We start from the raw sequence: 24,484 nt of genomic DNA on the forward strand, positions 1-24,484 counted from the left end.
ACCACGCAGCACGCGAACCGCGGGCCCCGGACACAGCACAGTGTCCGGGGCCCGCGGGCATTGGTAGGGGCAGGAGGTTTTTCCGGCGCCCGGGATGGGCAGTGGCGGCGCTGGACTGTCAGGGAACGGGTTCGACGTCGTTCGCGTGCTCCAGGGGTGAGGCCGCCTTGCGTCGGGGTGCTTCGGCCTCCGTCGCCGATGCAGTAGCCAGGGCCGGGCTGCGCAGTTCATCAAGCCTGACCAGGATGACGCCACCGACAATGAGCGCCCCGCCCAGGAGTTGGATGGCGCCGGGAAGCTCCCCGAGCAACAGCCATGCCCAGACCACGGCAAACAGCACCTCGGTCAGCGAAACGAAGGATGCCACCTTGGAGCCCAGGGCACGGGCCGCCATGATGCCGGATACGTAGGCCAGGACCGTTGCCAGGACTACCAGTCCGCCCAGTGACACCCACCAGGGCGCAATCCACGGGCCGAGCCTGGTGTCCGCCGTACTGAAGGCCATGGGCAGCAAGCCGGTTGCGGCGGCGAGCCACATAACGGAAGCCCCCACCATGAGGCCGCCGGACGCCAGGACTATGGGCGGCAGGGAATCGTTCTCCTTGGCGGTGATGAAGAAGTACATAGCCAGGCACACTGCCGCCGCAATTCCCCAGAAAACACCAATGACGTCGATTTTGACCGCTCCAGTGAGGTCAAGGACCAGCACGAGGCCGGCGAGGGACAACAGCGTACCGCCGAAGGTTAGCGCGCGTGGCCGCTTCCTGCTGGCAGCCCAGAGCCACAGGACGATGATGACGGGTGCCAGGTACTCCAGCAGGAGCGCGACACCAACGGAAAGCCGGGCCACAGCGTTGAAGTAGAACAACTGGCACGCGGCCACGCCGATGAGGCCGAACAGGACGATGGTGACCCAGTTCTCGCGCACCTGGTGCCACCGGCCACGCAGGGCGGGGATGGCCGGAATCGCCAGGATCAGGGCCGCACCGGTGAGGCGCGCAGTTACTGCGGCGCCCGGAGACCAGCCCGTTTCGAGCAGCGCCTTGGCGAAGGATCCGGAGAGTCCGAAGACAGCGGACGAGAACAGTGCGACTCCCAGGCCGGAGGCCATAAAGCCACGGCGTGCCGCGGAGGTGCTCGGGGAGTTGGTGGCGGCAGGCATCGTCGCCTCCTGTCAGGAGTAAAGTAGGGTAATGCTCATGACATTACGCCGGGTCCTGTAAGGAGTCAAGATGGTCTTTGCCCCTGACACCGAGGTGGCTCTCCGCACCGTGGTGAACCTGATCAACACTGCCGCCAACGGCCAGGAAACCCTGGCCACCGTGTCGGACCTGGACCGCTTCCTCGAGGCCGAAGGTTTCAGCGGATCCCGGACACGCGACGCGGCGGAACTGGCCAGCATCCACAAGCTGCGCGGCGAGCTCGCCAGAGTGTGGATCTCCGATGAGGATTCGGCGGTGGAATCCGTGAACCGCATGCTGCGTGAGGCTAATGCCCTTCCCCAACTGATGAAACATGACCAGTGGGACTGGCACCTCCATGCCACCACCCGCGAAGCGCCACTTGCGGACAGGATGGGAACCGAAGCAGCCATGGCCCTGGTGGACGTGATCCGGAGCAAGGAGATGGACCGCATGCTGGTGTGCGAAGGGGATGACTGCGATGCAGTGGTCCTGGACCTCACGCGGAACCGGTCCAAGCGATATTGCGACACCGGCAACTGCGCCAACCGGGCACACGTCGCGGCCTACCGGGCGCGCCAGGCAAAGGCGAGCTAGAGCGGACCGGCCCGTCGGGTGCGCAGGATCAGCGGCCGGTCGGTCCGTCGGCGTCGGGGGTGCCGGGCTCGTCGGAACCAGGCTGTGAGCCTTCCCGACCGGCCCGCGGAGCCGTGCCACCGAATCCATGGGAAGGCTTGCGTGCTGAGCTCAGGTTGACACCTGATCCCTTGCCGAGGTGCTCGGCATTGTCCTTGTAGCTCATCGAGAGCATCGCGGCAATGACCAGCGTAACGATGAACGCGATGCCGGCTCCGGTGAAGGCGAGGTCGAACCGAGGGGCGCGTGAACTGCCGCCCGACGCGAAGATCAGGACTGCAAAAAAGGCGAGGACGGCCCAGAACGCGGAGAACATCAGCGGCCCCTTCACCGAGGTCCGCATCTTGCGCGGTTTTCCTGGTTGCTGGTCTGCCAAGGTGATTCCTCCCCTGCAGGCACGGCGCGAAAGGCCTGCCCGGTTCGAATGTGCGGTGGTGTGTAGGGTGCGTGTGTACGGCGAAACTTCTACGCCGGGTAGAACCGTACCTGTCTAGTTTACGGCTTCGCGGCAGCGCCCCGGGCATCATGCCGCAGGGTCAGCGCGGACAGCACCCAGAGGACGCCGGCAAGGATGGCGCCGCCACCGGCGACCCCCAGCAGCGCATGCGCACCGAGGCTGATGAAGAACGGGAGTGCCGCGGCCGTTCCGAGGCCAATGACCCCGGATGCTATCCAGTCCCTGGCCAGGACGTGCCCGCCACGGTGCCGCAGTCCGCACACCAGCTCGATCGCGCCTGCGAGGCCCAGGCCCAGCGCCGCCATCACGCCGAAGGGCACGTCGCCATGGAACAGCAGCAGCGCCGCGCCACTGCCTGCCAGGATCAGTCCTGCGGCCGAGAGCAGCTTTCCAGGCGTACTGTCGCGGGTGAAGCCGGCCTTGGGGGTACCCCACAGGACCAAGGCGCCAGTGGCCAACAAGTAGGTTCCGCCCGCCCAGGCCATCACCTCAACCGACGGCGTGGCCCAGAAGATCGTGACGGCGCCGAATACCAGCGCGGCAAGGGCCCGCAACAGGACCGGCTTCCACAGGTCTTCCTGGGGAGCGGTACCGGGTGTGGCTTCTGCGGGCGTCAAAGGGCGGGTCACCGGTCCAGTTTAGTAGGCGTGGCTGCTACTGCGAACCGAGCACCATCCACCTGTCGGACCTGGCACGGGCGCCGAGAGTCAGGGCGCGGGCAGCCATGTACCCCAGCGCGAAGGCTGCCCACAGCCACCCCAGCCCGGCCAGCCCGGAAGCGCCTGAGCCCGCCACAGCCAGGAGCAGCGGGATGTAGACGGCGAGGTTGACGACGCCGGCAATCGCCAGGTACTTCGCATCGCCGGCACCGATCAGCACACCATCGAGGACGAACACGTAGCCGGCCAGGGGCTGACCGGCGGCGAGTACCCACAAGGCGACGGTCAGCACAGAGTGGACTCCGGCGTCGGACGTGAACAGAACCCCTGCCCAGGGCGCAGCCGCGGCGAGCAGCACACCCGTGACCGCACCAAAACCTATGCCCCACCTGATCATCGTTCTGGTCAGCAGGCGCGCCTTGGCAGCATTGGATGCCCCCAACTCCTTCCCAATAAGGGCCTGGGCCGCGATGGCCAGGGCATCCAGGGCGAAGGCGAGGAAGGAAAAAATGGTCATGGCAAGCTGGTGTGCGGCCAGGTTCACCGGGCCCTGGGCAGTAACCACCAGCACCGTTGCGAGAATGGCGATGCGCAGGCTAAGCGTGCGCAGCATCAGCCACGAACCGACGCGCGTCATGGCGTGGATGCCGCGCCAGTCGGGAAGCAGGGGGACGCCATGCCGCGAGGCGTTCCGCTGGACCATCACAACGTAGACGGCAGCCATGGCCCATTGCGCGATGCTGGTCCCCACGGCAGAGCCGGTCACCGACCAGCCCAAGCCGTAGACCAACCACAGGTTCAGGACAATGTTCAGGGCAAAGCCGGCCGTGGCCACCACCAGGGGTGTCCGCGTGTCCTGGAGCCCGCGGAGAACGCCCGTGCCGGCGAAAATGAGCAGCATGGCCACCAGCCCGGGCATGGACCAGCGGAGGTAGTCGGCGGCGAATACCCTGACGTCGCCGTCCGCACCCATGAGGCCCACGAGTGGATCGGCGGCTACGAAGCCTGCCGCAGCCAGCAGGATACCCAGCAGGAGCGCCAGCCACACACCGTCCCGTCCTGCCGCGAGGGCCCGGCCGAGCTGGCCGTCACCGAGCGCCCGCGCAACGGCCGGAGTGGTGGAGTAGGCGAGGAAGACCATCAGGCCGACGGCGGTGTGCAGCACAGCGGAGGCGAGGCCGACCCCGGCCAACTGGGCAACGCCGAGGTGGCCCACGATCGCGGAATCCGCCAGCAGGAACAGCGGCTCAGCAATCAGGGCACCGAAGGCGGGGACGGCGAGCCGCAGGATTTCCCGGGAGTGGCCGGCGGGAGTCTTTGCGGCAGCAGGGGCAGCTTGATGAGGCACGATTGCCAGCCTATCGGGGCCTCCGGACATCCGGCCGGCTGCCGAGACGCTCCCCCTCACGGGTTTCCGTGGAAACCATGACAAACAACACACCAAGACACAATTAGTTGACACTTCAAGTATAGGTTTGGAAGACTCGGGACATGAACACGACCTCGCTTAACACCACGGCAGTGACGATTCTTCGCGTCATCATCGGCTTCATCTTTGCCGCCCATGGCTGGCAGAAGTTCAACGAATGGACCATCGCCGGAACCCAGGCCTCCTTCGCCAAAATGGGTGTTCCCGCTGCCGAAATCGCCGCTCCTGCGGTGGCAGTCCTGGAACTTGGTGGCGGAATTGCGCTCATTCTTGGTGTCCTGACCCGGGTGGTCGCCCTCCTGCTGGCCCTTGACATGCTGGGGGCATTGTTTCTGGTGCATGCCTCTGCGGGGGTCTTCGCGGCAACCGGCGGCTACGAACTGGTACTGCTTCTGGCAGCTGCTGCCCTGGCGGTGGCGCTTACCGGCGCCGGCCGCATCTCGGTGGACCGGGCCCTGTTCGGCCGTACGAACTCCAGGCTGGCCGTGCTCGCCTAACGGCTCACATCATGATCGAACGACGGCGGTGAGCACCCGGGTGCTCACCGCCGTCGTTGTTTTGTTCCCACACATTCCGTGACGCCCGGACCGTGAGGTGCTTCTTCATCGGGGCGGGGCCGGAGCTACCCTCGGGTAACGCGGCGCCTCAGTAAGATCGCAGCATGACTGAGACCGCAGCCAACTCCGTAACCCTCCGTTTCCTGGCCGCCCCCATGGATGTGGGACACAGCGGGTCCGTTGACGCAGGGACCGTCCTTGAATGGGTGGACAAGGCCGCGTACGCTGCCGCTGTCGGCTGGGCAAAGTCCTACTGCGTCACTGCCTACGTGGGCAACATCCACTTCGCTGACCCCGTCAACAGCGGCGATATGGTGGAAGTCGAGGCCACCATCGTGTACACAGGGCGCTCTTCCATGCACATCCGTACCGTCGTCTCCTCCGGGGATCCCAAAGGCGGACCAGCGACGATGCGCAGCCAGTGCATGGTGATTTTCGTGGCCGTGGGCGAGGACGGCAAGCCTATCCCGGTGAAACAGTTTGAGCCGGTCACCGCCCAGGAAATCGAACAGCGCGAGCACGCCCTCGCCAGGGTCAAGGTCCGGGAACAGATCGTTGCAGCCATGAAGGACCAGGAATATACCGACGCCGGAACGGCCGAGCGCGTCACGCTGCGGTTCATGGCGGCCCCCACCGATGTGAACTGGGGCGGGAAGGTCCACGGCGGCATCGTGATGAAGTGGATCGACGAGGCGGCCTATGTCTGCGCGTCCCGCTACTGCGGCAAGGACACCGTTGCCGTGTTTTCAGGCGGCGTCCGCTTCTACCGCCCGCTGCTTATTGGACACGTGGTGGAGGTGGAGGCGCGGCTGGTCTACACCGGAACCAAAGGCATGCATATTGCCGTACACGTCCGCTCCGGGGACCCCAAGGGTAAGGAACTGAACCTCACCACGTACTGCCTGACAGTGATGGTGGCGCGCGACGCCGAAGGCACGTCAGTGCCCATCCCCCGCTGGGTGCCTGTCTCGGAGGAGGACAAGCGGCTGCACGCGCATGCGCGCGAGCTGCTGGAAATCCGGGGCACTGCTCCCGGAAACCGCCTGCCCAACCACTTGCTGGCGCAGGGCTAAGCGGGCCAGCACCAAACGGTACGGGAGGTCAGAAGCCGCCACCACCGGCGTCGGCCGCCATGTTGGCGAACCTCGAGTAGTGGCCCTGGAAGGCCACCACGATGTCCTTGGTGGGACCGTTACGGTGCTTGGCGATCAGGATGTCAGCCTCGCCAGCACGCGGTGACTCCTTGTCATAGACGTCCTCACGGTGCAGGAGGATCACCATATCCGCGTCCTGCTCGATCGAGCCGGATTCGCGAAGGTCAGAGACCATGGGCCGCTTGTCCTGCCGCTGTTCGGAACCACGGTTCAGCTGCGAAAGCGCGATGACCGGAACCTGGAGCTCCTTGGCCAGCAGCTTGAGCGCACGGGAGAACTCCGAAACTTCCTGCTGGCGCGACTCCACCTTCTTGCCGGAACTCATGAGCTGGAGGTAGTCCAGGATCACAAGCTTGAGATCGTGCTGCTGTTTGAGGCGCCGGCATTTGGCCCGGATTTCCATCAGCGACATATTGGGGCTGTCGTCGATGAACAACGGGGCATCGTTCATCCGGCCCATGGTGGTGGCGATTTTGGACCACTGCTCATCCTTGATGGTGCCCTTGCGGAGGTCCTGCAGGCCAATGGTGGCCTCGGCGGACAGGAGGCGCATGGCGATCTCGTTCCGGCCCATTTCGAGCGAGAACATCACCGTCGCCAGATTGTTCTTGATGGCCGCCGACCGGGCGAAGTCCAGAGCGAAGGTGGACTTACCCACGGCGGGGCGGGCGGCGATGACAATCATCTGGCCCGGGTGCAGGCCGTGGGTCAGTTCATCCAGTTCGTAGAAACCTGTGGGTACACCCACCATGCCTTCACCGCGGTGGCCCGAGGCTTCGATCTCATCCACCGTGGACTCCATGACGTCCTTCAGGACGACGTAGTCCTCGGCCGTACGGCGCTCTGCCACTGCGTAAACTTCGGCCTGCGCCTGGTTGACGAGGTCTTCCACTTCGCCATCCGAGCCGTAACCGAGCTGGACAATCTTGGTTCCGGCGTTGACCAGGCGACGCAGCACGGCGCGTTCGGCCACGATCTCGGCATAGTAGCCGGCGTTGGCTGCGGTGGGCACGGTCTGGATGAGTTCATGCAGGTACGCGGGGCCGCCGATCCTGTTGATCTCGGCGCGCTTGGTCAGTTCATCCGAGACGGTGACGGCGTCCGCAGGCTCGCCGCGGCCGTAGAGGTCAATGATGGCTTCGTAAATGGTTTCGTGGGCTGGACGGTAGAAGTCCTGGCCACGGAGGATCTCCACCACATCGGCAATCGCATCCTTGGAGAGCATCATGCCGCCCAGGACGGACTGTTCCGCGGGAATGTCCTGCGGAGGTTTCCGGCTGCCTTCTGATCCGCGGGTGCCCTCGATCGAGTCCAGATGCGTTACTGACAAAGCTGCCGTCCTCCATTGTGTGCCGCGGCGGAACCGGTCCGGCCGTGGTTAAAGCTCTTCTTCCTGCGGGTACCTGCGCCGTGGAACATCCGAAACGCAGGCACCAGGACAGGTCTATCCGAAGGCACCGACAACTGGCCATCCGGTTGCCCTGTCGGGTCCAAAGGCTTTGCGCACAAAGAGTTATCCCCAATATCCACAGGTTATCCACAGAGCTACCCGCCGCGGCGGGATCCAGGGATTCCGCCGCGGTCCTTCGCGTACTCCGCAGCAGCGTTTTCGCGTCCCAAAAACAGGTATCCCGCTACGCTAGCCCCCCTTTCCCCAAGGGCAAAGCCGCATGTACCCACGGTCTGTGGATAACCTGTGCACTAAGCGGCATAGCTTGTGCACAGCCTGTGGGTGACCCTGTGGAAACAAAAAAACTTTCCTCTCCCATAAGCCTCTGACCTGCGGGAACGTCCGTCCGGACGTGTGGAGGAAATATTCTTTTACTCAACCTTCATCCACAGCTTGCAAGCCGAGGCTGTTGACTGGGAACCGAATTCCGGGTCCAATCCTCCGCATCCATCCCTAAAGCGTGATCAATTCCATAGCACGTGCCCCGAATTGACGCCTTAGCAGGGGACCTGTATGCGAATCAAGGAATATGCTGTGGATAACCACGATCTGGCATAAGCTCTATACATGGGCGAAATACTGATGGTGCTGTTGCCTGCGTTGGTTTTGGTGGCAGTAATCTGGGCTCTCTCAACAGCCCTGAGCCCTCGTGACTCCGGAATCTCCGACGCCGAAAAATACCAGCAGGACCTCGCGATGCGCTCGGCCGAGCACTATGCCGCCCAAGTCCGTGCCGCCACTGCTGCCCGTGCCCGGCTGGAGGCCAACACGCGGCCCAGCCAGAATGAGGCACAGCAGTCACAGCAGGCGGACAACGCCCGTGCGGCATTGCACGCGCAGGCAGGCGGGCCGTCCGGCCAGCACGGGTACACAGCCCTTCCGGGCGGACAGCTCAATCCTCAATTCGCCCTGCAACTCCAGACGATGGCCCGCAGCGGGCAAAAGCTCCAGGCCATCAAACTCCTCCGCCAGGCGACGCACTTTGACCTGGCTACCGCCAAGAAGTACGTAGATCGGCTTTAGAAATGGAATCGCTTGTGATCCCCGCCCTCATCCTGGTGGTAGTTGCCGCCGCAGTGGCCTTGGGTGCCCGCGCCGTCAGCAGGCGCGTGGCGGCTTCCAACGCAGCCGGCACGGCCGCTCCCGCCACCGACCCTGTGGAGTTGGCGCGCGCGGCCGCCGCGAAGCTTACGGAGGACCAGCACCGTCGCCTGTACGCCCTCATCGCCCAAGGGCAGGCCATGGCAGCGATCAAGCTCTACTACGAGGCCACAGACGCCGGCCTGAGGGCGTCACGGGATGCCGTAGGCGCGCTGGCGGCCCACCCGCAGCCGTACCGCAGCCCCGCGTCCGCGGAGCCCGTGCAGGATCCCGACGATGACGACACCCCCCAGCGCTTCCCGTACCGCTACCGGGCCATCGCCAGCAAGGGCGACGTAACCCGCGAAGTCAGCAGCAACATGCTCAATGACGAGATCTACGGGCGGATCAGGACGCTGGTCCGCAGCGGCGACATAGAGGCCGCCGCCACGGCGCTGACCAAGCACTCTGACATCACCCTCAAGCAAGCCCGCGAGTTCATCGCGCTCCTGGAGGACTAGGGCCTAGCCTTCCTCCCTGCATTCCTCCCCGCGGCTGTGATGTCCGGGGGCTAGAAGTCGAAGAGGTCCCCCAGCCAGCCTTCCTTCTTTTTGTGTCCGCGGCGATCGTAGTCGCGGTCATGGCCCTGCTTGCCGTACTTCCGGTCGTCATATCGCGGCTGGTCATACCGCGGCTGATCACGGCGCGGCTCAAAGTTCGGGTACAGCGGAGGCGGAGTCGGACCAGGCGCCGGGACCGCCGGGCGGGCGGGCGCCTGGGATCCTCCGGCCATGGCCTCGTTGGCGCGGTCGATGATCTTATCCAGTTCACCGCGGTCGAGCCAGACGCCGCGGCACTGGGGGCAGTAGTCAATCTCCACACCACTGCGTTCACTCATGATCAGGTCAATTGAATCCACAGGACATTTCATGTCCCGGTCAACGAGTGGCGGCTCCGGATAGTTCGGCAGAGGTGTCCGGACACCGGATAGCCGCCACCGGAGCCTGCCTCAACGTCCGCCCGAGATACCCGCCAGGAGCTGTTCGAACGGCAGGGACTCCAGGGCCACCGGCTTGCGGCCAGGCTGCTCCCCTGTCAGGAGTCCTGCAAACTCGGTCGCTGCCCGCTCGATCCGGGACGAAAGGGGCGAGCCGCCGTCGTCGGTGTTTCCCCAGTCCTGCGGGCCGGCGAAGACGCCCGTGGCCGCCGTCCGGGTGCGCAGGTAGCTGAACAGTGGGCGCATCGCGTAGTCCAGGACCATCTGGTGTCGGTCGGTGCCGCCAGTGGCCCCCAGCAGGACGGCCTTACCGTCCAGGGACTTGGGATCCAGCAGGTCAATGAAGGACTTGAAGAGGCCACTGTAGGACGCACTGAACACGGGGCTGACCGCGATGATGCCCTCGGATGCCTCGACCCCGGCAATGACGTCGGCCAGGCGCGGGGCGGCATAGCCGGTGACGAAGTTGTTCGCGATGTCCACTGCGAGGTCCCGGAGCTCAACCACGTCCACCGTCACGTCGTAGCCTGCACCGGAAAGTTTGCGCTCTGCGGCAGCGGCAAGCTGGTCGGCGAGCAGCCTGCTTGAGGACGGCACTCCCAGGCCGGCGGACAGGACGGTGATGCGGCGGGTTTCCACTGTGGACTCCTGAAGTTCGATACGGACTACGATACATGCATTTGCATGTACAGAGGTAACCGGCGGTGATTCGGGTTTATTCCACGCCCCTGGCGGATCAGGGTTGCACTGGCTCACCGCGGCAGGTATCAGCTGGTGCTGGCTGGCGTGGTCCGCGTCTGCGAAACTACGAGCATGGCAGAGAACAAGACCAAGCCCACAGATGTTCCTGCGGCAGAATTCCTTGCCGAGGTGGAGCATCCGCAGCGGCGTGCGGACGGCTTCGAATTGTTGGAGATGATGACCCGCATCTCCGGGCAGGAAGCCGTCATGTGGGGTCCGACCATCGTGGGGTTCGGCACCTACCACTACAAATACGAAAGCGGGCGGGAGGGCGACGCCGCGGCCGTCGGATTCTCACCGCGGAAGGCAAACTTGGTGCTGTACGGCCTCACCGACGGACCTGATGCCGACCGGCTGCTGCCCGAACTGGGGAAGCACAGGACCAGCGCAGCCTGCCTCTACATCAACAAGCTCGACGACGTGGACCGGAACGTTCTCGAGGAGCTGATCCAGTCTGGCTACCGGCATGTCACCACGGAGCTTAACAGCCCCTAACCTGCGCACGAGGTGGCATTTGGCGGTAGTCCGGAGCGTCAACACTGCCCTGAAGTGCCCTCTCGATGCAGCGTCCGCACACAGAAAACCCCCGCCGCCGGTCAGGCAACGGGGGTTTTCGTGCAGTTCAGTGCTTCGTAGCTGTTAAAACTACTTGCCTGCGACTACGTCGAGTTCGATCACTGCGGCAACGTCGTCGTGCAGACGAACGTTGGCCTGGTAGGAACCGACCGACTTGATGTGTGCCGGCAGTTCAACCTTGCGCTTGTCGATGCGGCCAAGGCCAGCGGCCTCAACGGCGTCGGCGACGTCGCCCTGCTTGACGGTGCCGAACAGGCGTCCGGTCTCGCCAGCCTTGACAACGAGCTTGACCGGCTTGGCGGAGAGTGCAGCGGCCTGCTTCTGAGCGTCTTCCAGGGAAGCGTGCTCGCGGGCGGCACGGGCAGCCTTGATGGACTCAACCTGCTTCTCGCCACCCTTGGACCAGGTAAGGGCGAAGTTGCGGGGGAGCAGGTAGTTACGTGCGTAACCGTCCTTGACCTCGACAACGTCGCCAGCAGCACCGAGACCGGTTACTTCGTGGGTCAGAATGAGCTTTGCCATGTTAGTTAATCCCTTCCTTAGCCGCGGCCAGCGCCGGAGTAAGGCAGCAGGGCAACTTCGCGGGCGTTCTTGATTGCCTGTGCGATCTTGCGCTGTTCCTGCACCGTGACGCCAGTGACGCGACGGGCGCGGATCTTTCCGCGGTCGGAGATGAACTTGCGCAGCAATGCTACGTCCTTGTAGTCGATGACAGTGATGTCAGCGGCCTTCAGGGGGTTGGACTTTGGTTTGGGCTTACGGAGTTCAGCCTTAGCCATCGTGGAGCTCCTATTCTATGGAGCCCGTGGATATTGATCCACGGGATGGTGGTGGTCCGACGGCGGCAGTCGCTTCGGTGCCATGCGGCACTTCCGGCGGTCCCGGCGTCGGGCCTTAATTTTTGGTGGTTAGAAGGGGGGTTCGGAATCCGGGCCGTTGCCCCAGCCGCCTGCGTTGGAGACACCGGGCGTTGCCCAAGGGTCTTCCTGCGCTGCGGGCTGGTTGCCGCCCCAGTTTCCGCCGGAGTTGCCGCCCTGGCTTGCACCAGCGCCGCCTCCCCCGAACCCACCGCCGCTGTTGCCGCCGCCGAAGCCACCCTGTCCGCCGTTTCCGGCACCCCCGGCGCCGGAGCGCTGGGTACGGTTGACTTTGGCATTGGCGTAGCGCAGGCTCGGGCCGATTTCATCGACTTCGAGCTCAATGACGGTGCGCTTTTCGCCTTCTTTGGTTTCGTAGGAACGGCTCTTCAACCGGCCGGAAACGATCACGCGCATGCCCTTGGTGAGGGACTCGGCGACGTTCTCGGCTGCTTCACGCCAGACTGCTGCGCGGAGGAACAGGGTTTCCCCGTCCTTCCACTCATTGGACTGGCGATCAAAGGTGCGTGGGGTGGAAGCGATGGTGAAGTTCGCTACTGCCGAACCTGACGGTGTGAACCGCAATTCCGGGTCATTGGTGAGATTACCGATGACCGTAATGGTGGTTTCGCCTGCCATCTACTGCCTCCTTGTTCGATCCTGGATGAAGAATTCGATCCTGCGGGGTGAAGAATGAAAATCGGAGCTGAAATTACTCAGCAACAACCTTCTGCTCTTCGGGGCGGGTGATCTTGGTGCGCATGATGGTCTCGTTAAGAGACAGCTGGCGGTCAAGTTCCTTGGCGGTGTCCGGCTTGGCGGTGAAGTTCACCACGGCGTAGATACCTTCGGACTTCTTCTTGATGTCGTAGGCCAGTCGGCGACGGCCCCAGATGTCAACCTTTTCGATGGTTCCACCATCGTTGGTGATGACATTCAGGAACTTCTGAAGCGACGGCTCAACGGTACGCTCTTCGACCTCGGGGTCGATGATTACCATCAATTCGTAAGGACGCATATGTGAACCCACCTCCTTTGGGCTAAGCGGTTACGGCATTTCCGTAACAGGAGGTTCATTTGCGATGCCATGCACATGCCCGGCCACCGGAACGGAGGCAGGACGCAGCACAGACTTCAATATCTTAGTGCATTTGGACCGGATAGGCGATTCGCGCTTGACTCCACGCTATGCGCCATGGTTCCACAGTGGAAGCAGCCATGAGGATATGTGGAAAACCGAGGCTGGGGACCAGGGTCCTGTGCGCCGCAGCTAGAGTACAGAGCATGGACGCCGCACCGCTCATCGACCGCCCCGGCCCGGTCAGGCGCAGCCGGCTGCGGTTCCTGGCAATGCTGGTGGCGGGAATCGCGGCCACGCTGGCGACGGGCGCTGCCGGCCGATGGTTACAGGCCCCGGCCACAGGGTGGGCCACGGCAGCGCTGGTGTATGTCGGCTGGGTGTGGCTGGTAGTCGGGAGGATGGGTCCAAAGGAAACCAAGGCCCACGCCACCGCCGAGGACCCGTCCCGGACCACCACTGACCTGCTGATCCTGGCGGCGAACGTCGCGTCGCTGGCCGCGGTCGCCGTCGTGGTTATGGACTCACACAATGGCGACGGCGGCACGCAACTTGCTGGGGCTGCACTGGTCCTGGCCAGCGTGGCCCTGTCCTGGATGCTGGTCCAGACCCTGTTCACCCTCAGGTACGCGGAGCACTATTACGGCGGGGCGACCGAAGGCGGCGTCAGCTTCAACCAGGACGAACCGCCGCAGTACACGGACTTCGCCTATCTGGCTACCAGCATCGGCATGACGTACCAGGTCTCGGACACCAGCCTGGAGAACCCGCACATCCGGCGCGAAGCCCTGAAGCACAGCCTCCTGTCCTATGTTTTCGGTACGGTCATCCTGGCCGCCACGATCAACCTGGTGCTGGGCCCGGCGGCCTGAGGACGTCCGGAGACTTACGACGCTTGTGCTGCGCCGACGGCGGCATCCTCACCCTGCGGAGCCTCAGCTGCCGGTCCGGCCGGGCCACCCTTCCGGTAGCGCCATACCCCGATGCCAACCACCACGGCGGCCAGTGCCAGAGAGAGCATCAGGGACTCGCGCGTGGATTCCAGGATCACCATGCCGATCAGCAGCGCCACGATGCTGGCGATGGAAACCCAGGTCAGGTAGGGGAACAGCCACATCTTCAGGGCGAGGTCCTTGGCGGCGGCACCCATGCGCTTGCGCAGGATCAGCTGGGAGGAGGCAATGACCAGCCAGACAAAGAGTGCGATCGCGCCCGAAGTGTTCACGAGGAACAGGAAGACGGTCTCCGGAGCGATGTAGTTCAGCCCCACGGTGACAAAGCCGACGACGGTGGAGGCCAGGACTGCGGAGGCAGGTACGCCCCGCTTTGAAATCCGGGTCCAGGCCACCGGCGCGTCGCCGCGCTTGGAGAGGGAGAAGAGCATGCGGCTGGCGGTGTAGAGGCCGGAGTTCAGGCAGGACAACACGGAGGTGAGGACCACAATATCCATGATGGTGCCGGCACCGGGGATGCCGAACAGTTCAATTACGGCGACGTACGGGCTCTTGGCTACGTTGGCATCATTCCAGGGCAGCAGGGTGACCACGATGGCGATGGAGCCGATGTAGAAGACCAGGATCCGCCAAACAGTGGACTTGACGGCTTTCTTGACTGCGTCAACGGGGTTCTCGGACTCACCAGCGGCAATAGTGGCGATCTCTGCACCGAAAAAGGAGAAAACGACCACCAGGATCCCGGCCAGGACCGCTCCCGGCCCGTTGGGCAGGAATCCGCCATTCTCGATGAGGTTGCTCAGGCCCGGCGCCGGCACTCCGGGGATAAGGCCCATGATGGCTGCCACTCCGAAGAGCAGGAACAGCACAATGGCTGCGACCTTGATGGAGGCGAACCAGAACTCGAATTCTCCATAGGACTTTACCGATCCCAGGTTGGTCAGCGTGAGCAGGACCATCAGGATCAGCGCCCACACCCACTGGTCGATTCCGGGGACCCACCGGTGCATGATCGCGGCGCCGGCGGTTGCTTCGATGCCCAGGACGATGATCCAGAACCAGGCGTACAGCCACCCGATGCTGAAACCTGCCCAGCGGCCCAACGCCTTGTCGGCGTAGGTCGAAAAGGACCCGGTTTCAGGGTTGGCGGCCGCCATCTCGCCGAGCATCCGCATCACCAGGATCACGACAATTCCGGCAGCCATATAGGCCAGCAGGATTCCCGGGCCGGCCTGTTGGATCGCGGCACCGGACCCCACAAAGAGGCCTGCCCCGATGACGCCGGCAATGGCGATCATGGACAGATGCCGCGGCTTGAGCGACTTGGCGAGTTGTTGGTCAGCGGGCATAGGTGCGCCGTCCTTCGTGTTGGTGCGGAAATTTGGCTGCCTTGCGGGGCCATAACGACGGGGCGGGAGGCCATCGTGGTTGCTCCGTGCGGTGGATCACACGTTTTATCCCACCCTAGACGCGCACCGGGCGACGATTGATGTGCACTGGCACAGAACGCCGGAGGCCAAATCAGATGTTTCCACAGGATGGCACACCATTGCGAACCATCCACTGCCTTGCAGGCAACTTTGAAATGCTCTCGAAACCTAAGTACTCAGGGCTCCAAAACCTGAGTACTCGCGGCTCAAATTACTCTGGTGCGGGCTCTGGAACGGGGCTATATTGACATCCAACGGTTGGGTACCGTGCTGGACGTAACGAAGCGGCCAGGAATTTCCCCGGCTCACTCATGGGAATGAGTGGACGGGGCTTCGACGACACATACAGGAAGTACAAGGCAATATCGGTCTCCTTCAACGATGGATGGGGACCACATGTCGTTAATCGGGCGAAGCAAGGAGTTGGACCGGATCCTCTCAGTGATCCGGGGGCCGAAGGAATCCGCCCTGAGCGTTGTAGGCCGCCGTGGCGTGGGTAAATCCGCCCTCCTGTCCGAGATCCCGCGGCTCTCTGACTACCGGACAGTTTTCCTGCGGGCCAGTGCCTCCGAGTCCGACTGGCCGCTTTCGGGCCTCACTGCGCTGCTGAACGGAATCGATGATCCCGTCCTCAACCGGTTCGCCGATGAACTGCTGAGAAATTCCACCGCCGCACTGGATGTCCCCACGGTGTCCACGATGCTCCTGAATGGACTGCATCAGCGATCGTCCTCACGCACCGTCGTCGTCGTTGACGATGCAGACCAGTTGGATCCCAGCAGCCAAGCTGTGATCGGGTTCCTCGCCCGCCGCCTATCCGGGACGGACGTGGCACTTTTCATGAGCGTGCGTGAAGAAGTGCCGGACAGCCCGTTCGGCAGCCTCCCGGCCCTTCACCTCAAGCCGCTGAACTACAACGACACGGTCCGGATGCTGGAGTCGATTCCGGCGCGGCAAGTCGCAACAGCGGCAGTCCACGCGGTGGCTGCTACAACCCAGGGCAACCCGCTTGCCGCCGTCGAGCTTTACACCTGCCTGTTGGAGCGCCAGGCCGAGGGGAAGTACGCCCTGCCCATTCCACTGCCCTGCAAGGGGAGCTTCGAATCCGAATTCGCGGCAACGGTGGGCAGCCTGACCCCGGCCGCGCGGCAGGTCCTTGACCTGATGTCGCTGTCGTGCCGGAGCGATATCGCCACCCTGGAGAAGGTTTACAGCGACCTGTGGACTGGGGTGGACGAACTCCTGGCCAACGGCATGGTCAGCAGGTCCGGACCGCATCTGCGGATCCAGGACCAGTTGCTGCGGGGCTTCGTCTTTACCGCCATGACGCCGGCTGTCCGGACCACCAACCACCGTGCGCTGGCGGATGCTGCCGGCGAGACAGATCCTTACGCCAGGCGATGGCATCTGAGCTTTACGGCCTTGGAGCGCCAGACGCCGTTTGGCCTCCTGCGATTTGCCGTTGACCTCATCCGCAACGGGGAAGTGTCCTTCGCCGTGGAGTACATCGAGCGTGCCCTCACCATCAACCCCTGGGAAGCGGAGACTGCGGCACGGCTCGCCAACGTGGCTGAACTGCTGTTCAACAGGGGAGAGTTCGTTTATGCCAGGCGGTACCTGGAATGGGCGCAGCGTGTGACACGCAACCCCGCTCTGATCCTGCGCCTGACCGGCCTGGATTTCGAGATCCAGTTCATCCAGGGCGCCGCTGTGCGCTCCAGCATGGTGCTACGCCTGGTGAAGGAGTTCGGCCAGCACGATCCTGCCTATTCAGCCACCCTGCTGGCGATCGGTTCGCTCTTTTACGCTGAGCGGTGGGAGTTGGAAGACGCCCTCCGCCTGCTCCGCCACGCCGAGCAGTTCCAGGACGCTGCCTCCAAGGACTGCCTCGCAGTGACGGACCGTGCCAAACTCCTGATCGAAGCAATCAGCGGCAACACCGGGAATCTGGGCCGCAAGCATGACGCCGGCGCCACAGTAGCTACCCTTCTGGTGCAAGGCCGCGCCCTGACCTACGCAGAGCATTATGAACTTGCCCAGGAGGCCTTCGCAGTGGTGCGGAACTCCGTTGAGGCGAACAACGTCAACTGGCGGGAAACCGCGGACTACCTGGCCGTGGACAACGAGATCCGGGCCGGGAATGTGCGGACCGCCGTCCGGTTCATTGAAGACCTGGAACTCACGGAGCCGGAATCCAAATACCACCGCGGGATGCGGCACATCTTCCGCGTGTGGCGCGCCCACTCACTGGGCGACGAGGCGCTGGCCCGGCTTTACGTGGCGGAGGCACAGCATTTCTCCGGCGCTGAAAGCCACCCCGCCATCACTGCCCAATTGGCAGCCTGCCAGGGACATTTCGCACTCATGCGCGGCAACCTGGCCGAATCATTCGCCCAGTTGTCCCGCGCCGTGGAGATCGGCATGGCCTTCGGCAACCCGACACTGCTTCGCTGCGAAGCGGACCTGGTGGAAGTGCTGGTGCGGCTGGGACGGCACCGCGAGGCCACCCAGGTCCTGTACCGGCTCGAAAGCCGCTCCGTGGGGCTCAGATCCCCATGGTTGCTGACCGCCGTCGCACGCAGCCGAGCAATGCTCGCTGACGGTGAGCAGTCGCTTCAGCTGTTCAACCACGCACTTGAGAACAGGGGTGCCCACGACTCGCTGCTGGAACGTGCCAGGACGCTGCTCTGCTACGCGGAGCGGCTAGGGGCCTTCGGCCGGCTGCGGGATGCCAGGGACGGCCTGCTGCGGGCCAAAGTGATGTTCGACGAGGTCGGCGCCGACGCGTGGACCCAGCACGTTGATTCCCTGTTGCTGGACGAACGCGTTGAACCTGCCCGCGCCCCTGGCAACCCTTCCATGCTGATGCTCGCCGACCATGAGCGGGCCCTCGCGCAGATGGTGGCGCGGGGCATGCGCAACAAGGAAATCGCAGCCACGTTGTACGTCTCCGTGCGGACGGTGGAAGTGCGCCTTACCGCGATCTACCGCAAGCTGGGTGTGGAGTCTCGCGCACAGCTCACCGCCCTGGCCGCAGGCAAGGATTCCGCTGCCCGGGAACCCTACGTTCTGCCTGTCCTCTAGGGACCAAAACGCTGGAACCCGCAGTATCCACATTCTTCCCTTCCCGCTACCACAAAGCGCCTGCTTTTCCCCGTAATAACCGCCGTTTCCGGGCTAATTTTGCTTCACAAGTGGAACCCAATGCGGACTCTGCGGGAAGCGATGATCATGGCGGAAATTCCAGTAGCCCCTTTCCGAAGCGCGTCGTTTGGCTGGCCGGTTGAATCCTTGGCCGCGCAGCGGAATGCAACGTCGCCATTGCGTCTGCCGGAATCCTCACCGAAAGGGACCCCGCAGCCACCGGCTGCCGCCCCGGCAACGCCAGGACGCAAGGCGACGGCGGCGTGGATCTCCACCCACATCAACCTCCTGCGAATCACTGACTCGCTCGTGGTGGCCTTGGCCGTGTTTGCCGGCTACCTGCTCTCCAGCGTCGGTTTCACCCCCGGTGTAGAAAGCGACAAAGGCGGAGTCCTGACCGCCACCACGGTTACGCTGCTGTGGCTCATGGCGCTGGAAATTTATCGGACCCGCGACTCGAAAGTCCTGGGTGTCGGCGCGGACGAGTACAAGCGCGTTGCCTCCGCAACCCTGCGGATCTTCGGCCTGATGGCCATTGCCGCCGTGGTCTTTTCCGTCCATGGCGGGACCGCGTTCGTCACGGTTTCCCTTCCGTTGGGGCTGGTGGCCTTGACGGGCAACCGCTGGGTGTTCCGGCGCCGGCTCACCAAGGAAAAGGCCCGGGGACACCACCTGTCCCGGGCCATCGTGGTGGGGGAACCTGAGGAAGTCCGTTACGTGGTGCACCAAGTGGCCAAGAAGTCCGGACCCGTCTACAAGATCCTGGGAGTCTGCCTTCCCGGCGCCCGGCGCGGAGCCAGCCTGCGCGTGGATGGCCAGCAGATCCCGGTTCTCTCCTCCACGGACGACATTGCCCGCACCGCCAGGCTGACCGACGCCGACGCGGTCATCGTTGCGGGCCCTCTGCCCGGCGGAAACAAGTTCATCCGCGAACTCGGCTGGAAACTGGAGGAATGCGCCGCGGAAATGGTCCTCGCGGCCACCCTGACAAACGTTGCGGGTCCCCGCATCCACTGGCGCCCGGTGGAAGGACTCCCCCTTATGCACGTGGACATTCCCCAGTACTCGGGGGCGAAACACGCGCTGAAGAGGGTCATGGATGTGGCGGTAGCGCTGGCTGCCCTCCTTGTGCTGTCGCCACTGCTCCTGGTGCTTGCCGTGATTGTGCGGTTGGACAGTCCGGGTCCGGTGCTTTTCCGGCAGGACAGGGTTGGCAAGGACGGCACCGTGTTCGGGATGTTCAAGTTCCGGTCCATGGTGGTGGACGCCGAGGCCCGTCTGGCCGCCCTTACTGAGCAGAACGAGGGTGCCGGAGTGCTGTTCAAGCTGCGCGATGATCCGCGGGTCACCCGGTGCGGGCGGTGGATGCGGAAGTACTCCCTCGATGAACTCCCTCAACTCTGGAATGTTGTGCTCGGCGACATGAGCATGGTGGGACCCCGTCCGCCGCTGGCCCGGGAAGTCCACGGCTACGAACACCACACTCACCGTCGCCTCCTCATCAAGCCGGGAATCACCGGCCTCTGGCAGATCAACGGCCGCTCGGACCTTTCCTGGGACGAGTCAGTGCGGCTGGACCTCTATTACGTCGAGAACTGGTCCATCGCCGGTGACCTGCTGATCCTGTGGCGGACATTCCGCGCAGTACTCCGGCCCTCCGGCGCCTACTAGATCGTGCGAGAAGAAGGACAGCCATGAAGAGCTTCATTGATCCCTTTCATACACCGGCCCATCGGCTGCCGGCCCGGAAACTGTCAATCGCCGTCGTCGGTGCCGGATATTGGGGGCCGAATCTGGCCCGCAACCTTCAAGCGAGCCCCGTCTGGGACCTGGTTGCCATCTGCGACGTGAACTCAGAACGAGCGCGGGCGTTGGGTACCCCGTTTGCTGACGTTGCGGTGGTCGAATCCCTTGATGAACTGCTGGACACCTTCGAGGTGGATGCGGTCGCCATAGCAACCCCGGCGCATGCCCATTACGGGACGGTCATGACGGCTCTACGGGCGGGAAAGCACGTCCTCGTGGAGGAGCCGATGGCGGACAGCCTCAAGCACGGACTTGAGATGGTGGCCGAGGCGAAGGCAAACGGCCTTGTGCTGATGGTGGACCACACGCACTGCTACTCCCCAGCAGTACTCAAGATGCAGGAGCTGGTGCAGGCCGGCTCGTTGGGCGAGATTCTCTTCGTGGACTCCACGCGGATAAATCTGAGTCTGGAGCGCCCTGAGGTAGACGTGTTCTGGGACGTGGCGCCACACGACCTGGCGATTCTTGACTTCGTTCTTCCTGGCGGCCTGAATCCGACCGAGGTCTCCGCGTTTGGGGGTGACCCGCTTGGTATCGGGAGAAACTGTGTTGGCCACCTAAACTTCAGGCTTCGGAACGATGGCACGGCCCACTTGCACGTGAACTTGCTGAGCCCCACGAAGATACGACAAATGGTCATCGGCGGATCGCTGAGGACCCTGGTGTGGGATGACCTGAACCCGAAGCAACGGCTCAGCGTCTTCGACAGGAGCGTCTCGCTGGACCCGTCATCAAAGTCGGCCAACGAAAAGAGGACGTCCGCTACGGCCTACAGAACGGGCGATATTTGGTCTCCCGCCCTGCCGGAGCGCGAGCCCCTGGGCCAGGTCATAGAGGAGTTGGAATTCTGCATCCGCAACAAGCGTGAGTCGCGCACGGGTTGGGATTCTGCGTTGCGCATTCTCGCAGTGCTGGAAGCAGGGGCGCGGAGCCTCAGCCGTGATGGTCAAACGTCCGTTGTCGCAAGCACCGAACTGGCAGACTCAGCCCTTGCGGGGGCCGAGATCCGGAACATGAGGGCACTTTGAGCGGCCGGGTGGGAGTTTGTGGGCACGAGAAGGATAAGACCGCCGAGACAAGGAAAGTTGGTGCCCGATGACTGCGGAAACAGTCCTCGCGGGGATGAGTGCGATGAAGCCATGGCTCGGTGATGAGGAAGCACGCGCACTGGCTGAAGTTGTGGCCTCCGGTTCGATAGCCCAAGGGCCGAAGGTCAAGGAGTTCGAGAAGGACTTCAGCTCCTTGCAACACGTGCGCTACGCCGTCGCAACCTCCAACTGCACATCTGCGCTTCATCTGGCCCTCATAGTGGCCGGCATCGGTCCCGGGGACGACGTTGTGGTGCCGTCACTGTCGTTTATTTCGACGGCGAACGCGGTGACTTACGTCGGCGCACGCCCGATCTTCTGTGATGTCGACCCCGCCACTGGGAACGTGACTGCCGAGACCATCCATGCGGCACTCACCTTGGACACCCGTGCTGTGATCGTGGTGGACCAGGGCGGCGTGCCAGTGGACCTGCACCCCATCCGCGAACTGTGTGACCGGCACGAGATCACTGTGATCGAGAACGCCGCATGCGCAATCGGCTCCACCTACAAGGACAGCCCAGTGGGCACAGGGGCCGATCTGACTGTGTGGTCCTTCGACCAGGAGAACATAGTGACCACGGGTGAGGGCGGCATGCTCACGACCCGCCGCGCTGACTGGGCTGCACGGGCGCGAACCCTCCGCGACCATGCCAGGAGCGTCACGGGCATGGGCCGACCCGAATCGCTGGCGGCACTGCCCGAGGTCTACCTTGAGATCGGCTTCGACTACCGGATGACTGACCTGCAGGCCGCCATCGGAATCGTGCAGTTGGCCCGGCTCGCACAAATTGTGGAGCGGCGCCGGACCCTGGCCGGCCAGTACGTCGCCGGGCTTGCCGGGTTGAGGGGTTTGCGTTTCGTCGCGGATCCGCCGTACGGCACGACCAACTTCCAGTCCTTCTGGGTGGAGGTCCTGCCGGGATTTCCTGTCAGCCGCGAGGAGCTGCTGGGCAGGCTGGCTGACGCGGGTATCTCCGCCAAGCGGGGCGTCATGGCGGCGCACCGGCAGCCGGCCTACCGCTGGCGCGACACGGGCAACGCCAGGCTGCAGCACACTGAGCGCCTGACCGACCGGACGCTCATCCTGCCCATCTTTCACGAGCTGGACCCCGTCAGCATGAACCGTGTCATGAACACCATCCATGCCGCCGCCAACGGGGTGGGCAGGTGAGCGAGCTGATCCTGATCGCCGCGAGCGGGCTGGCCCGCGAGGTACTGGCGATGGTCCGCAGCAGCGGCCAGTACGACGTCGTGGGCTTGCTCGATGATGACAAGGAGATGGCGGGAGTCACCGTGGACGGGGCACCTGTCCTGGGGACCATCGACGATGCACCCAAATACACGCACGCTTTTGTGCTGGTGTGCCTGGGCTCCGGAAAATCGCGGGAAGCGGTGGTGGAGCGGCTCACCGCGATGGGCCTGCATGAGGCCCGGTATGCCACAGCGATCGACCCGTCCGTCCAATGTCCGGAGGGATGCAGGATCGGCCGGGGCAGTATCCTGCTTCGGAACGTGACGCTGACGGCGTCGGTCACGCTCGGTTCGCACGTGGTGGCCATGCCATCGGTCACGTTCACGCACGACGACGACGTGGCGGACTTCGCCACGTTTGCCGCGGGTGTGTCGCTGGGAGGCGGAGTGCGGATTGGCCGGGCCGCCTACCTGGGCATGAATTCCAGCGTCCGGGAACGGACGTCTGTGGGCGCCTATGCCACGGTTGGGATGGGTGCCGCCGTGCTCAGCAACGTTCCCGACGGCGAGACTTGGGTGGGTGTGCCGGCCCACGAAATCGACCGGGAGATTTTCTGCTTTGGGAACGGACGCTAAGGATCCGGGAGCCTCGCGGGACTGAGCCCTGGACCCTGGCCGCTGCCCGCGACCCTTACGCGGCAGTCCGGAAGAACAGTTCCGTCACCGCAGCCAGCCGGTGCGGGTCTTCCACGCCGCAGAGTTCGCGCGCAGAATGCATCGACAGCAGTGGCACCCCAACGTCCACGGTCCGGATCCCTAGCCGCGTGGCGGTGAGCGGGCCGATGGTGGAGCCGCACGGCATCACGTTGTTGGACACAAATTCCTGGTACGGCACCTTCGCCTGCCCGCAGAGCCGGGCCCAGAATGCGGCACCGTTTGCGTCCGTGGCGTAGCGCTGGTTGGCGTTGATCTTCAGCAGCGGGCCGCCGTTGAGTTCAGGATGGTTGGCGGGGTCGTGCCGCTCGGCGTAGTTGGGATGGACAGCGTGCCCGGCATCCGCGGAGACACAGAACGACGCCGCCAACGCCTGCCGCCGCTGGCTCACCGTGGCACCCAGGCCGTCGGAGATCCGCACCAGAACATCCTCCAGGATGGGTCCGCACGCCCCGGAACGGGAGTTGGAGCCGATTTCCTCGTGATCGAAGGCCGCCAGGACTGCGACCGGCGCATCGGCGCGGACAGAATCAGTCCCAGAAGTGGAAGCATGCGCGATGAGCGCCGCCAGCCCCGCGTGCGTCGCCGAAAGGTTGTCCAGGCGCCCGGAGGCAAAGAACTCCCCATGGGCCCCGAAAACCGCAGGCGGCTGCGTGTCCGCAATCACGACGTCGTACCCGCCAATCCGGGCGGGATCAATGGATGCACCGTCAACATGTGACGCCAGCACGGCAAGGAGGTCCACATTCGCCGGGTTGCCGAGCCCCCACACCGGGTTCATGTGCCGCTGCTTATCCAGCGTGAGGCCGTCGTTCACCGCGCGGTCCAGGTGGATGGCCAGCTGCGGGAACCGGAGCAGCGGCCCGGTCGCCGTGAGGTGCTGGGCGCCGTCGAGCATGACCAGCCGGCCGGCCAACTGCAGTTCCCGGTCAAGCCAGGAGTTCAGCAGCGGCCCGCCGTAGATCTCGACTCCGGCCTGCAGCCAGCCATGGGCTCCAGTGGTCGGCTTGGGCTTGAGCTTGAAAGAGGGGGAGTCGGTATGCGCTCCCAGGATGTTGAAGCCGGTAGCCGGCCCTGCACCTTCCGGCACCACCCAGGCGATGAGGGCGCCGTCACGAACTATGTAGAACGAGCCTGCCCCGCCTTCCCACGGTTGCAGCTCATCCAGGCCTGTGAACCCGGCCGCATCCAGCCTGCGGGCAGCCTCATGGACGGCGTGAAAGCTCGACGGCGAGGCGCTGACGTAGGCGCCAAGGTCCTGGATGTGGTCTGCGGCGTTGGAAAGGGAAGGCATGGTCTCGAG

The 24,484-nt window shown here is 64.1% G+C and carries 25 protein-coding genes; 12 read left to right on the forward strand and 13 right to left on the reverse strand.

Translation table 11 applies throughout. The features are described from left to right. Positions 1-118: 118 nt before the first annotated feature. The gene (locus ACLKOZ_RS03060) at positions 119-1,162 is read right to left on the reverse strand and encodes an EamA family transporter (protein WP_436472721.1); all 1,044 of its coding nucleotides are present in this window, start codon (positions 1,160-1,162) and stop codon (positions 119-121) included. 70 nt (positions 1,163-1,232) lie between these two features. On the opposite strand from ACLKOZ_RS03060, the gene ACLKOZ_RS03065 reads away from it, so the two are divergent. Continuing rightward, positions 1,233-1,778, forward strand: a complete 546-nt coding sequence (locus ACLKOZ_RS03065) for a CGNR zinc finger domain-containing protein (RefSeq protein WP_436472723.1) — start codon at positions 1,233-1,235, stop codon at positions 1,776-1,778. A gap of 28 nt (positions 1,779-1,806) precedes the next feature. Here the strand turns inward: ACLKOZ_RS03065 and ACLKOZ_RS03070 are convergent, their stop codons facing one another. The 3 genes from ACLKOZ_RS03070 to ACLKOZ_RS03080 all read right to left on the reverse strand — a co-directional run bounded on the left by ACLKOZ_RS03070 (position 1,807) and on the right by ACLKOZ_RS03080 (position 4,281). Further along, positions 1,807-2,193: a hypothetical protein gene (locus tag ACLKOZ_RS03070; RefSeq protein ID WP_337345131.1), complete on the reverse strand. Its 387-nt coding sequence runs from the start codon at positions 2,191-2,193 to the stop codon at positions 1,807-1,809. A 119-nt stretch (positions 2,194-2,312) separates the two neighbouring features. Beyond that, entirely contained in the window at positions 2,313-2,903 is a 591-nt protein-coding gene (locus tag ACLKOZ_RS03075) for a hypothetical protein (RefSeq protein ID WP_436472725.1), read from the reverse strand. 25 nt (positions 2,904-2,928) lie between these two features. Next, on the reverse strand, positions 2,929-4,281 hold the full coding sequence (locus ACLKOZ_RS03080; RefSeq protein WP_436472727.1) for an MATE family efflux transporter: 1,353 nt from the start codon (positions 4,279-4,281) through the stop codon (positions 2,929-2,931). Between the two features lie 143 nt (positions 4,282-4,424). Between ACLKOZ_RS03080 and ACLKOZ_RS03085 the strand changes: the two genes are divergently transcribed. Then, on the forward strand, positions 4,425-4,859 hold the full coding sequence (locus tag ACLKOZ_RS03085; protein ID WP_436472729.1) for a DoxX family protein: 435 nt from the start codon (positions 4,425-4,427) through the stop codon (positions 4,857-4,859). 164 nt (positions 4,860-5,023) lie between these two features. After that, positions 5,024-5,992: an acyl-CoA thioesterase gene (locus tag ACLKOZ_RS03090; RefSeq protein ID WP_436472731.1), complete on the forward strand. Its 969-nt coding sequence runs from the start codon at positions 5,024-5,026 to the stop codon at positions 5,990-5,992. 28 nt (positions 5,993-6,020) lie between these two features. Here ACLKOZ_RS03090 and dnaB read toward each other — a convergent pair whose 3' ends face one another. Next, positions 6,021-7,403, reverse strand: coding sequence for a replicative DNA helicase (gene dnaB / locus ACLKOZ_RS03095; RefSeq protein WP_337345136.1), 1,383 nt, complete (start codon positions 7,401-7,403; stop codon positions 6,021-6,023). A gap of 687 nt (positions 7,404-8,090) precedes the next feature. On the opposite strand from dnaB, the gene ACLKOZ_RS03100 reads away from it, so the two are divergent. Then, positions 8,091-8,546, forward strand: a complete 456-nt coding sequence (locus tag ACLKOZ_RS03100; protein ID WP_337345137.1) for a hypothetical protein — start codon at positions 8,091-8,093, stop codon at positions 8,544-8,546. A 2-nt stretch (positions 8,547-8,548) separates the two neighbouring features. After that, positions 8,549-9,124 carry a hypothetical protein gene (locus ACLKOZ_RS03105; protein WP_436472734.1) on the forward strand — a complete coding sequence of 192 codons (576 nt, stop codon included), beginning with the start codon at positions 8,549-8,551 and terminating at the stop codon, positions 9,122-9,124. Positions 9,125-9,174: 50 nt separating this feature from the next. Here ACLKOZ_RS03105 and ACLKOZ_RS03110 read toward each other — a convergent pair whose 3' ends face one another. Further along, on the reverse strand, positions 9,175-9,534 hold the full coding sequence (locus ACLKOZ_RS03110; RefSeq protein WP_337345139.1) for a zf-TFIIB domain-containing protein: 360 nt from the start codon (positions 9,532-9,534) through the stop codon (positions 9,175-9,177). 78 nt (positions 9,535-9,612) lie between these two features. Beyond that, the gene (locus ACLKOZ_RS03115; RefSeq protein ID WP_436472736.1) at positions 9,613-10,239 is read right to left on the reverse strand and encodes an FMN reductase; all 627 of its coding nucleotides are present in this window, start codon (positions 10,237-10,239) and stop codon (positions 9,613-9,615) included. 174 nt (positions 10,240-10,413) lie between these two features. Between ACLKOZ_RS03115 and ACLKOZ_RS03120 the strand changes: the two genes are divergently transcribed. Next, complete coding sequence (locus tag ACLKOZ_RS03120) at positions 10,414-10,836, forward strand: DUF1801 domain-containing protein (RefSeq protein WP_436472738.1); 423 nt, start codon at positions 10,414-10,416, stop codon at positions 10,834-10,836. 150 nt (positions 10,837-10,986) lie between these two features. On the opposite strand, the gene rplI is transcribed toward ACLKOZ_RS03120, so the two are convergent. The 4 genes from rplI to rpsF all read right to left on the reverse strand — a co-directional run bounded on the left by rplI (position 10,987) and on the right by rpsF (position 12,792). Further along, entirely contained in the window at positions 10,987-11,439 is a 453-nt protein-coding gene (gene rplI / locus ACLKOZ_RS03125) for a 50S ribosomal protein L9 (protein WP_050057159.1), read from the reverse strand. Positions 11,440-11,456: 17 nt separating this feature from the next. Beyond that, positions 11,457-11,696, reverse strand: coding sequence for a 30S ribosomal protein S18 (gene rpsR, locus ACLKOZ_RS03130; RefSeq protein ID WP_003800144.1), 240 nt, complete (start codon positions 11,694-11,696; stop codon positions 11,457-11,459). Between the two features lie 129 nt (positions 11,697-11,825). Next, complete coding sequence (locus ACLKOZ_RS03135; RefSeq protein WP_337345142.1) at positions 11,826-12,413, reverse strand: single-stranded DNA-binding protein; 588 nt, start codon at positions 12,411-12,413, stop codon at positions 11,826-11,828. Between the two features lie 73 nt (positions 12,414-12,486). Further along, the gene (gene rpsF, locus ACLKOZ_RS03140) at positions 12,487-12,792 is read right to left on the reverse strand and encodes a 30S ribosomal protein S6 (RefSeq protein ID WP_050683795.1); all 306 of its coding nucleotides are present in this window, start codon (positions 12,790-12,792) and stop codon (positions 12,487-12,489) included. A gap of 266 nt (positions 12,793-13,058) precedes the next feature. Here rpsF and ACLKOZ_RS03145 point away from each other — a divergent pair, with 266 nt between their 5' ends. After that, positions 13,059-13,724 (forward strand): DUF1345 domain-containing protein, encoded by a 666-nt coding sequence (locus ACLKOZ_RS03145; RefSeq protein WP_436472742.1) that lies wholly within the window; start codon positions 13,059-13,061, stop codon positions 13,722-13,724. A gap of 14 nt (positions 13,725-13,738) precedes the next feature. Here the strand turns inward: ACLKOZ_RS03145 and ACLKOZ_RS03150 are convergent, their stop codons facing one another. Beyond that, positions 13,739-15,154, reverse strand: a complete 1,416-nt coding sequence (locus ACLKOZ_RS03150) for an amino acid permease (protein ID WP_436472744.1) — start codon at positions 15,152-15,154, stop codon at positions 13,739-13,741. A 477-nt stretch (positions 15,155-15,631) separates the two neighbouring features. On the opposite strand from ACLKOZ_RS03150, the gene ACLKOZ_RS03155 reads away from it, so the two are divergent. From ACLKOZ_RS03155 to ACLKOZ_RS03175, 5 genes are all read left to right on the forward strand, one after another. Next, positions 15,632-18,319 carry an AAA family ATPase gene (locus tag ACLKOZ_RS03155; protein WP_436472746.1) on the forward strand — a complete coding sequence of 896 codons (2,688 nt, stop codon included), beginning with the start codon at positions 15,632-15,634 and terminating at the stop codon, positions 18,317-18,319. A gap of 147 nt (positions 18,320-18,466) precedes the next feature. Continuing rightward, positions 18,467-20,050: a sugar transferase gene (locus ACLKOZ_RS03160; RefSeq protein WP_436472748.1), complete on the forward strand. Its 1,584-nt coding sequence runs from the start codon at positions 18,467-18,469 to the stop codon at positions 20,048-20,050. 23 nt (positions 20,051-20,073) lie between these two features. Beyond that, the gene (locus ACLKOZ_RS03165; protein WP_436472750.1) at positions 20,074-21,213 is read left to right on the forward strand and encodes a Gfo/Idh/MocA family protein; all 1,140 of its coding nucleotides are present in this window, start codon (positions 20,074-20,076) and stop codon (positions 21,211-21,213) included. A 67-nt stretch (positions 21,214-21,280) separates the two neighbouring features. After that, positions 21,281-22,447, forward strand: coding sequence for a DegT/DnrJ/EryC1/StrS family aminotransferase (locus tag ACLKOZ_RS03170; RefSeq protein WP_436472752.1), 1,167 nt, complete (start codon positions 21,281-21,283; stop codon positions 22,445-22,447). Further along, entirely contained in the window at positions 22,444-23,103 is a 660-nt protein-coding gene (locus ACLKOZ_RS03175; protein WP_376044893.1) for an acetyltransferase, read from the forward strand. The genes ACLKOZ_RS03170 and ACLKOZ_RS03175 overlap by 4 nt, the downstream gene beginning before the upstream one ends. 55 nt (positions 23,104-23,158) lie before the next feature. Here ACLKOZ_RS03175 and ACLKOZ_RS03180 read toward each other — a convergent pair whose 3' ends face one another. Beyond that, entirely contained in the window at positions 23,159-24,475 is a 1,317-nt protein-coding gene (locus tag ACLKOZ_RS03180) for a M18 family aminopeptidase (protein WP_436472755.1), read from the reverse strand. Between the last annotated feature and the right edge of the window lie 9 nt (positions 24,476-24,484).

The organism is Arthrobacter sp. R4, from assembly GCF_051365025.1.
Lineage (GTDB): Bacteria > Actinomycetota > Actinomycetes > Actinomycetales > Micrococcaceae > Arthrobacter.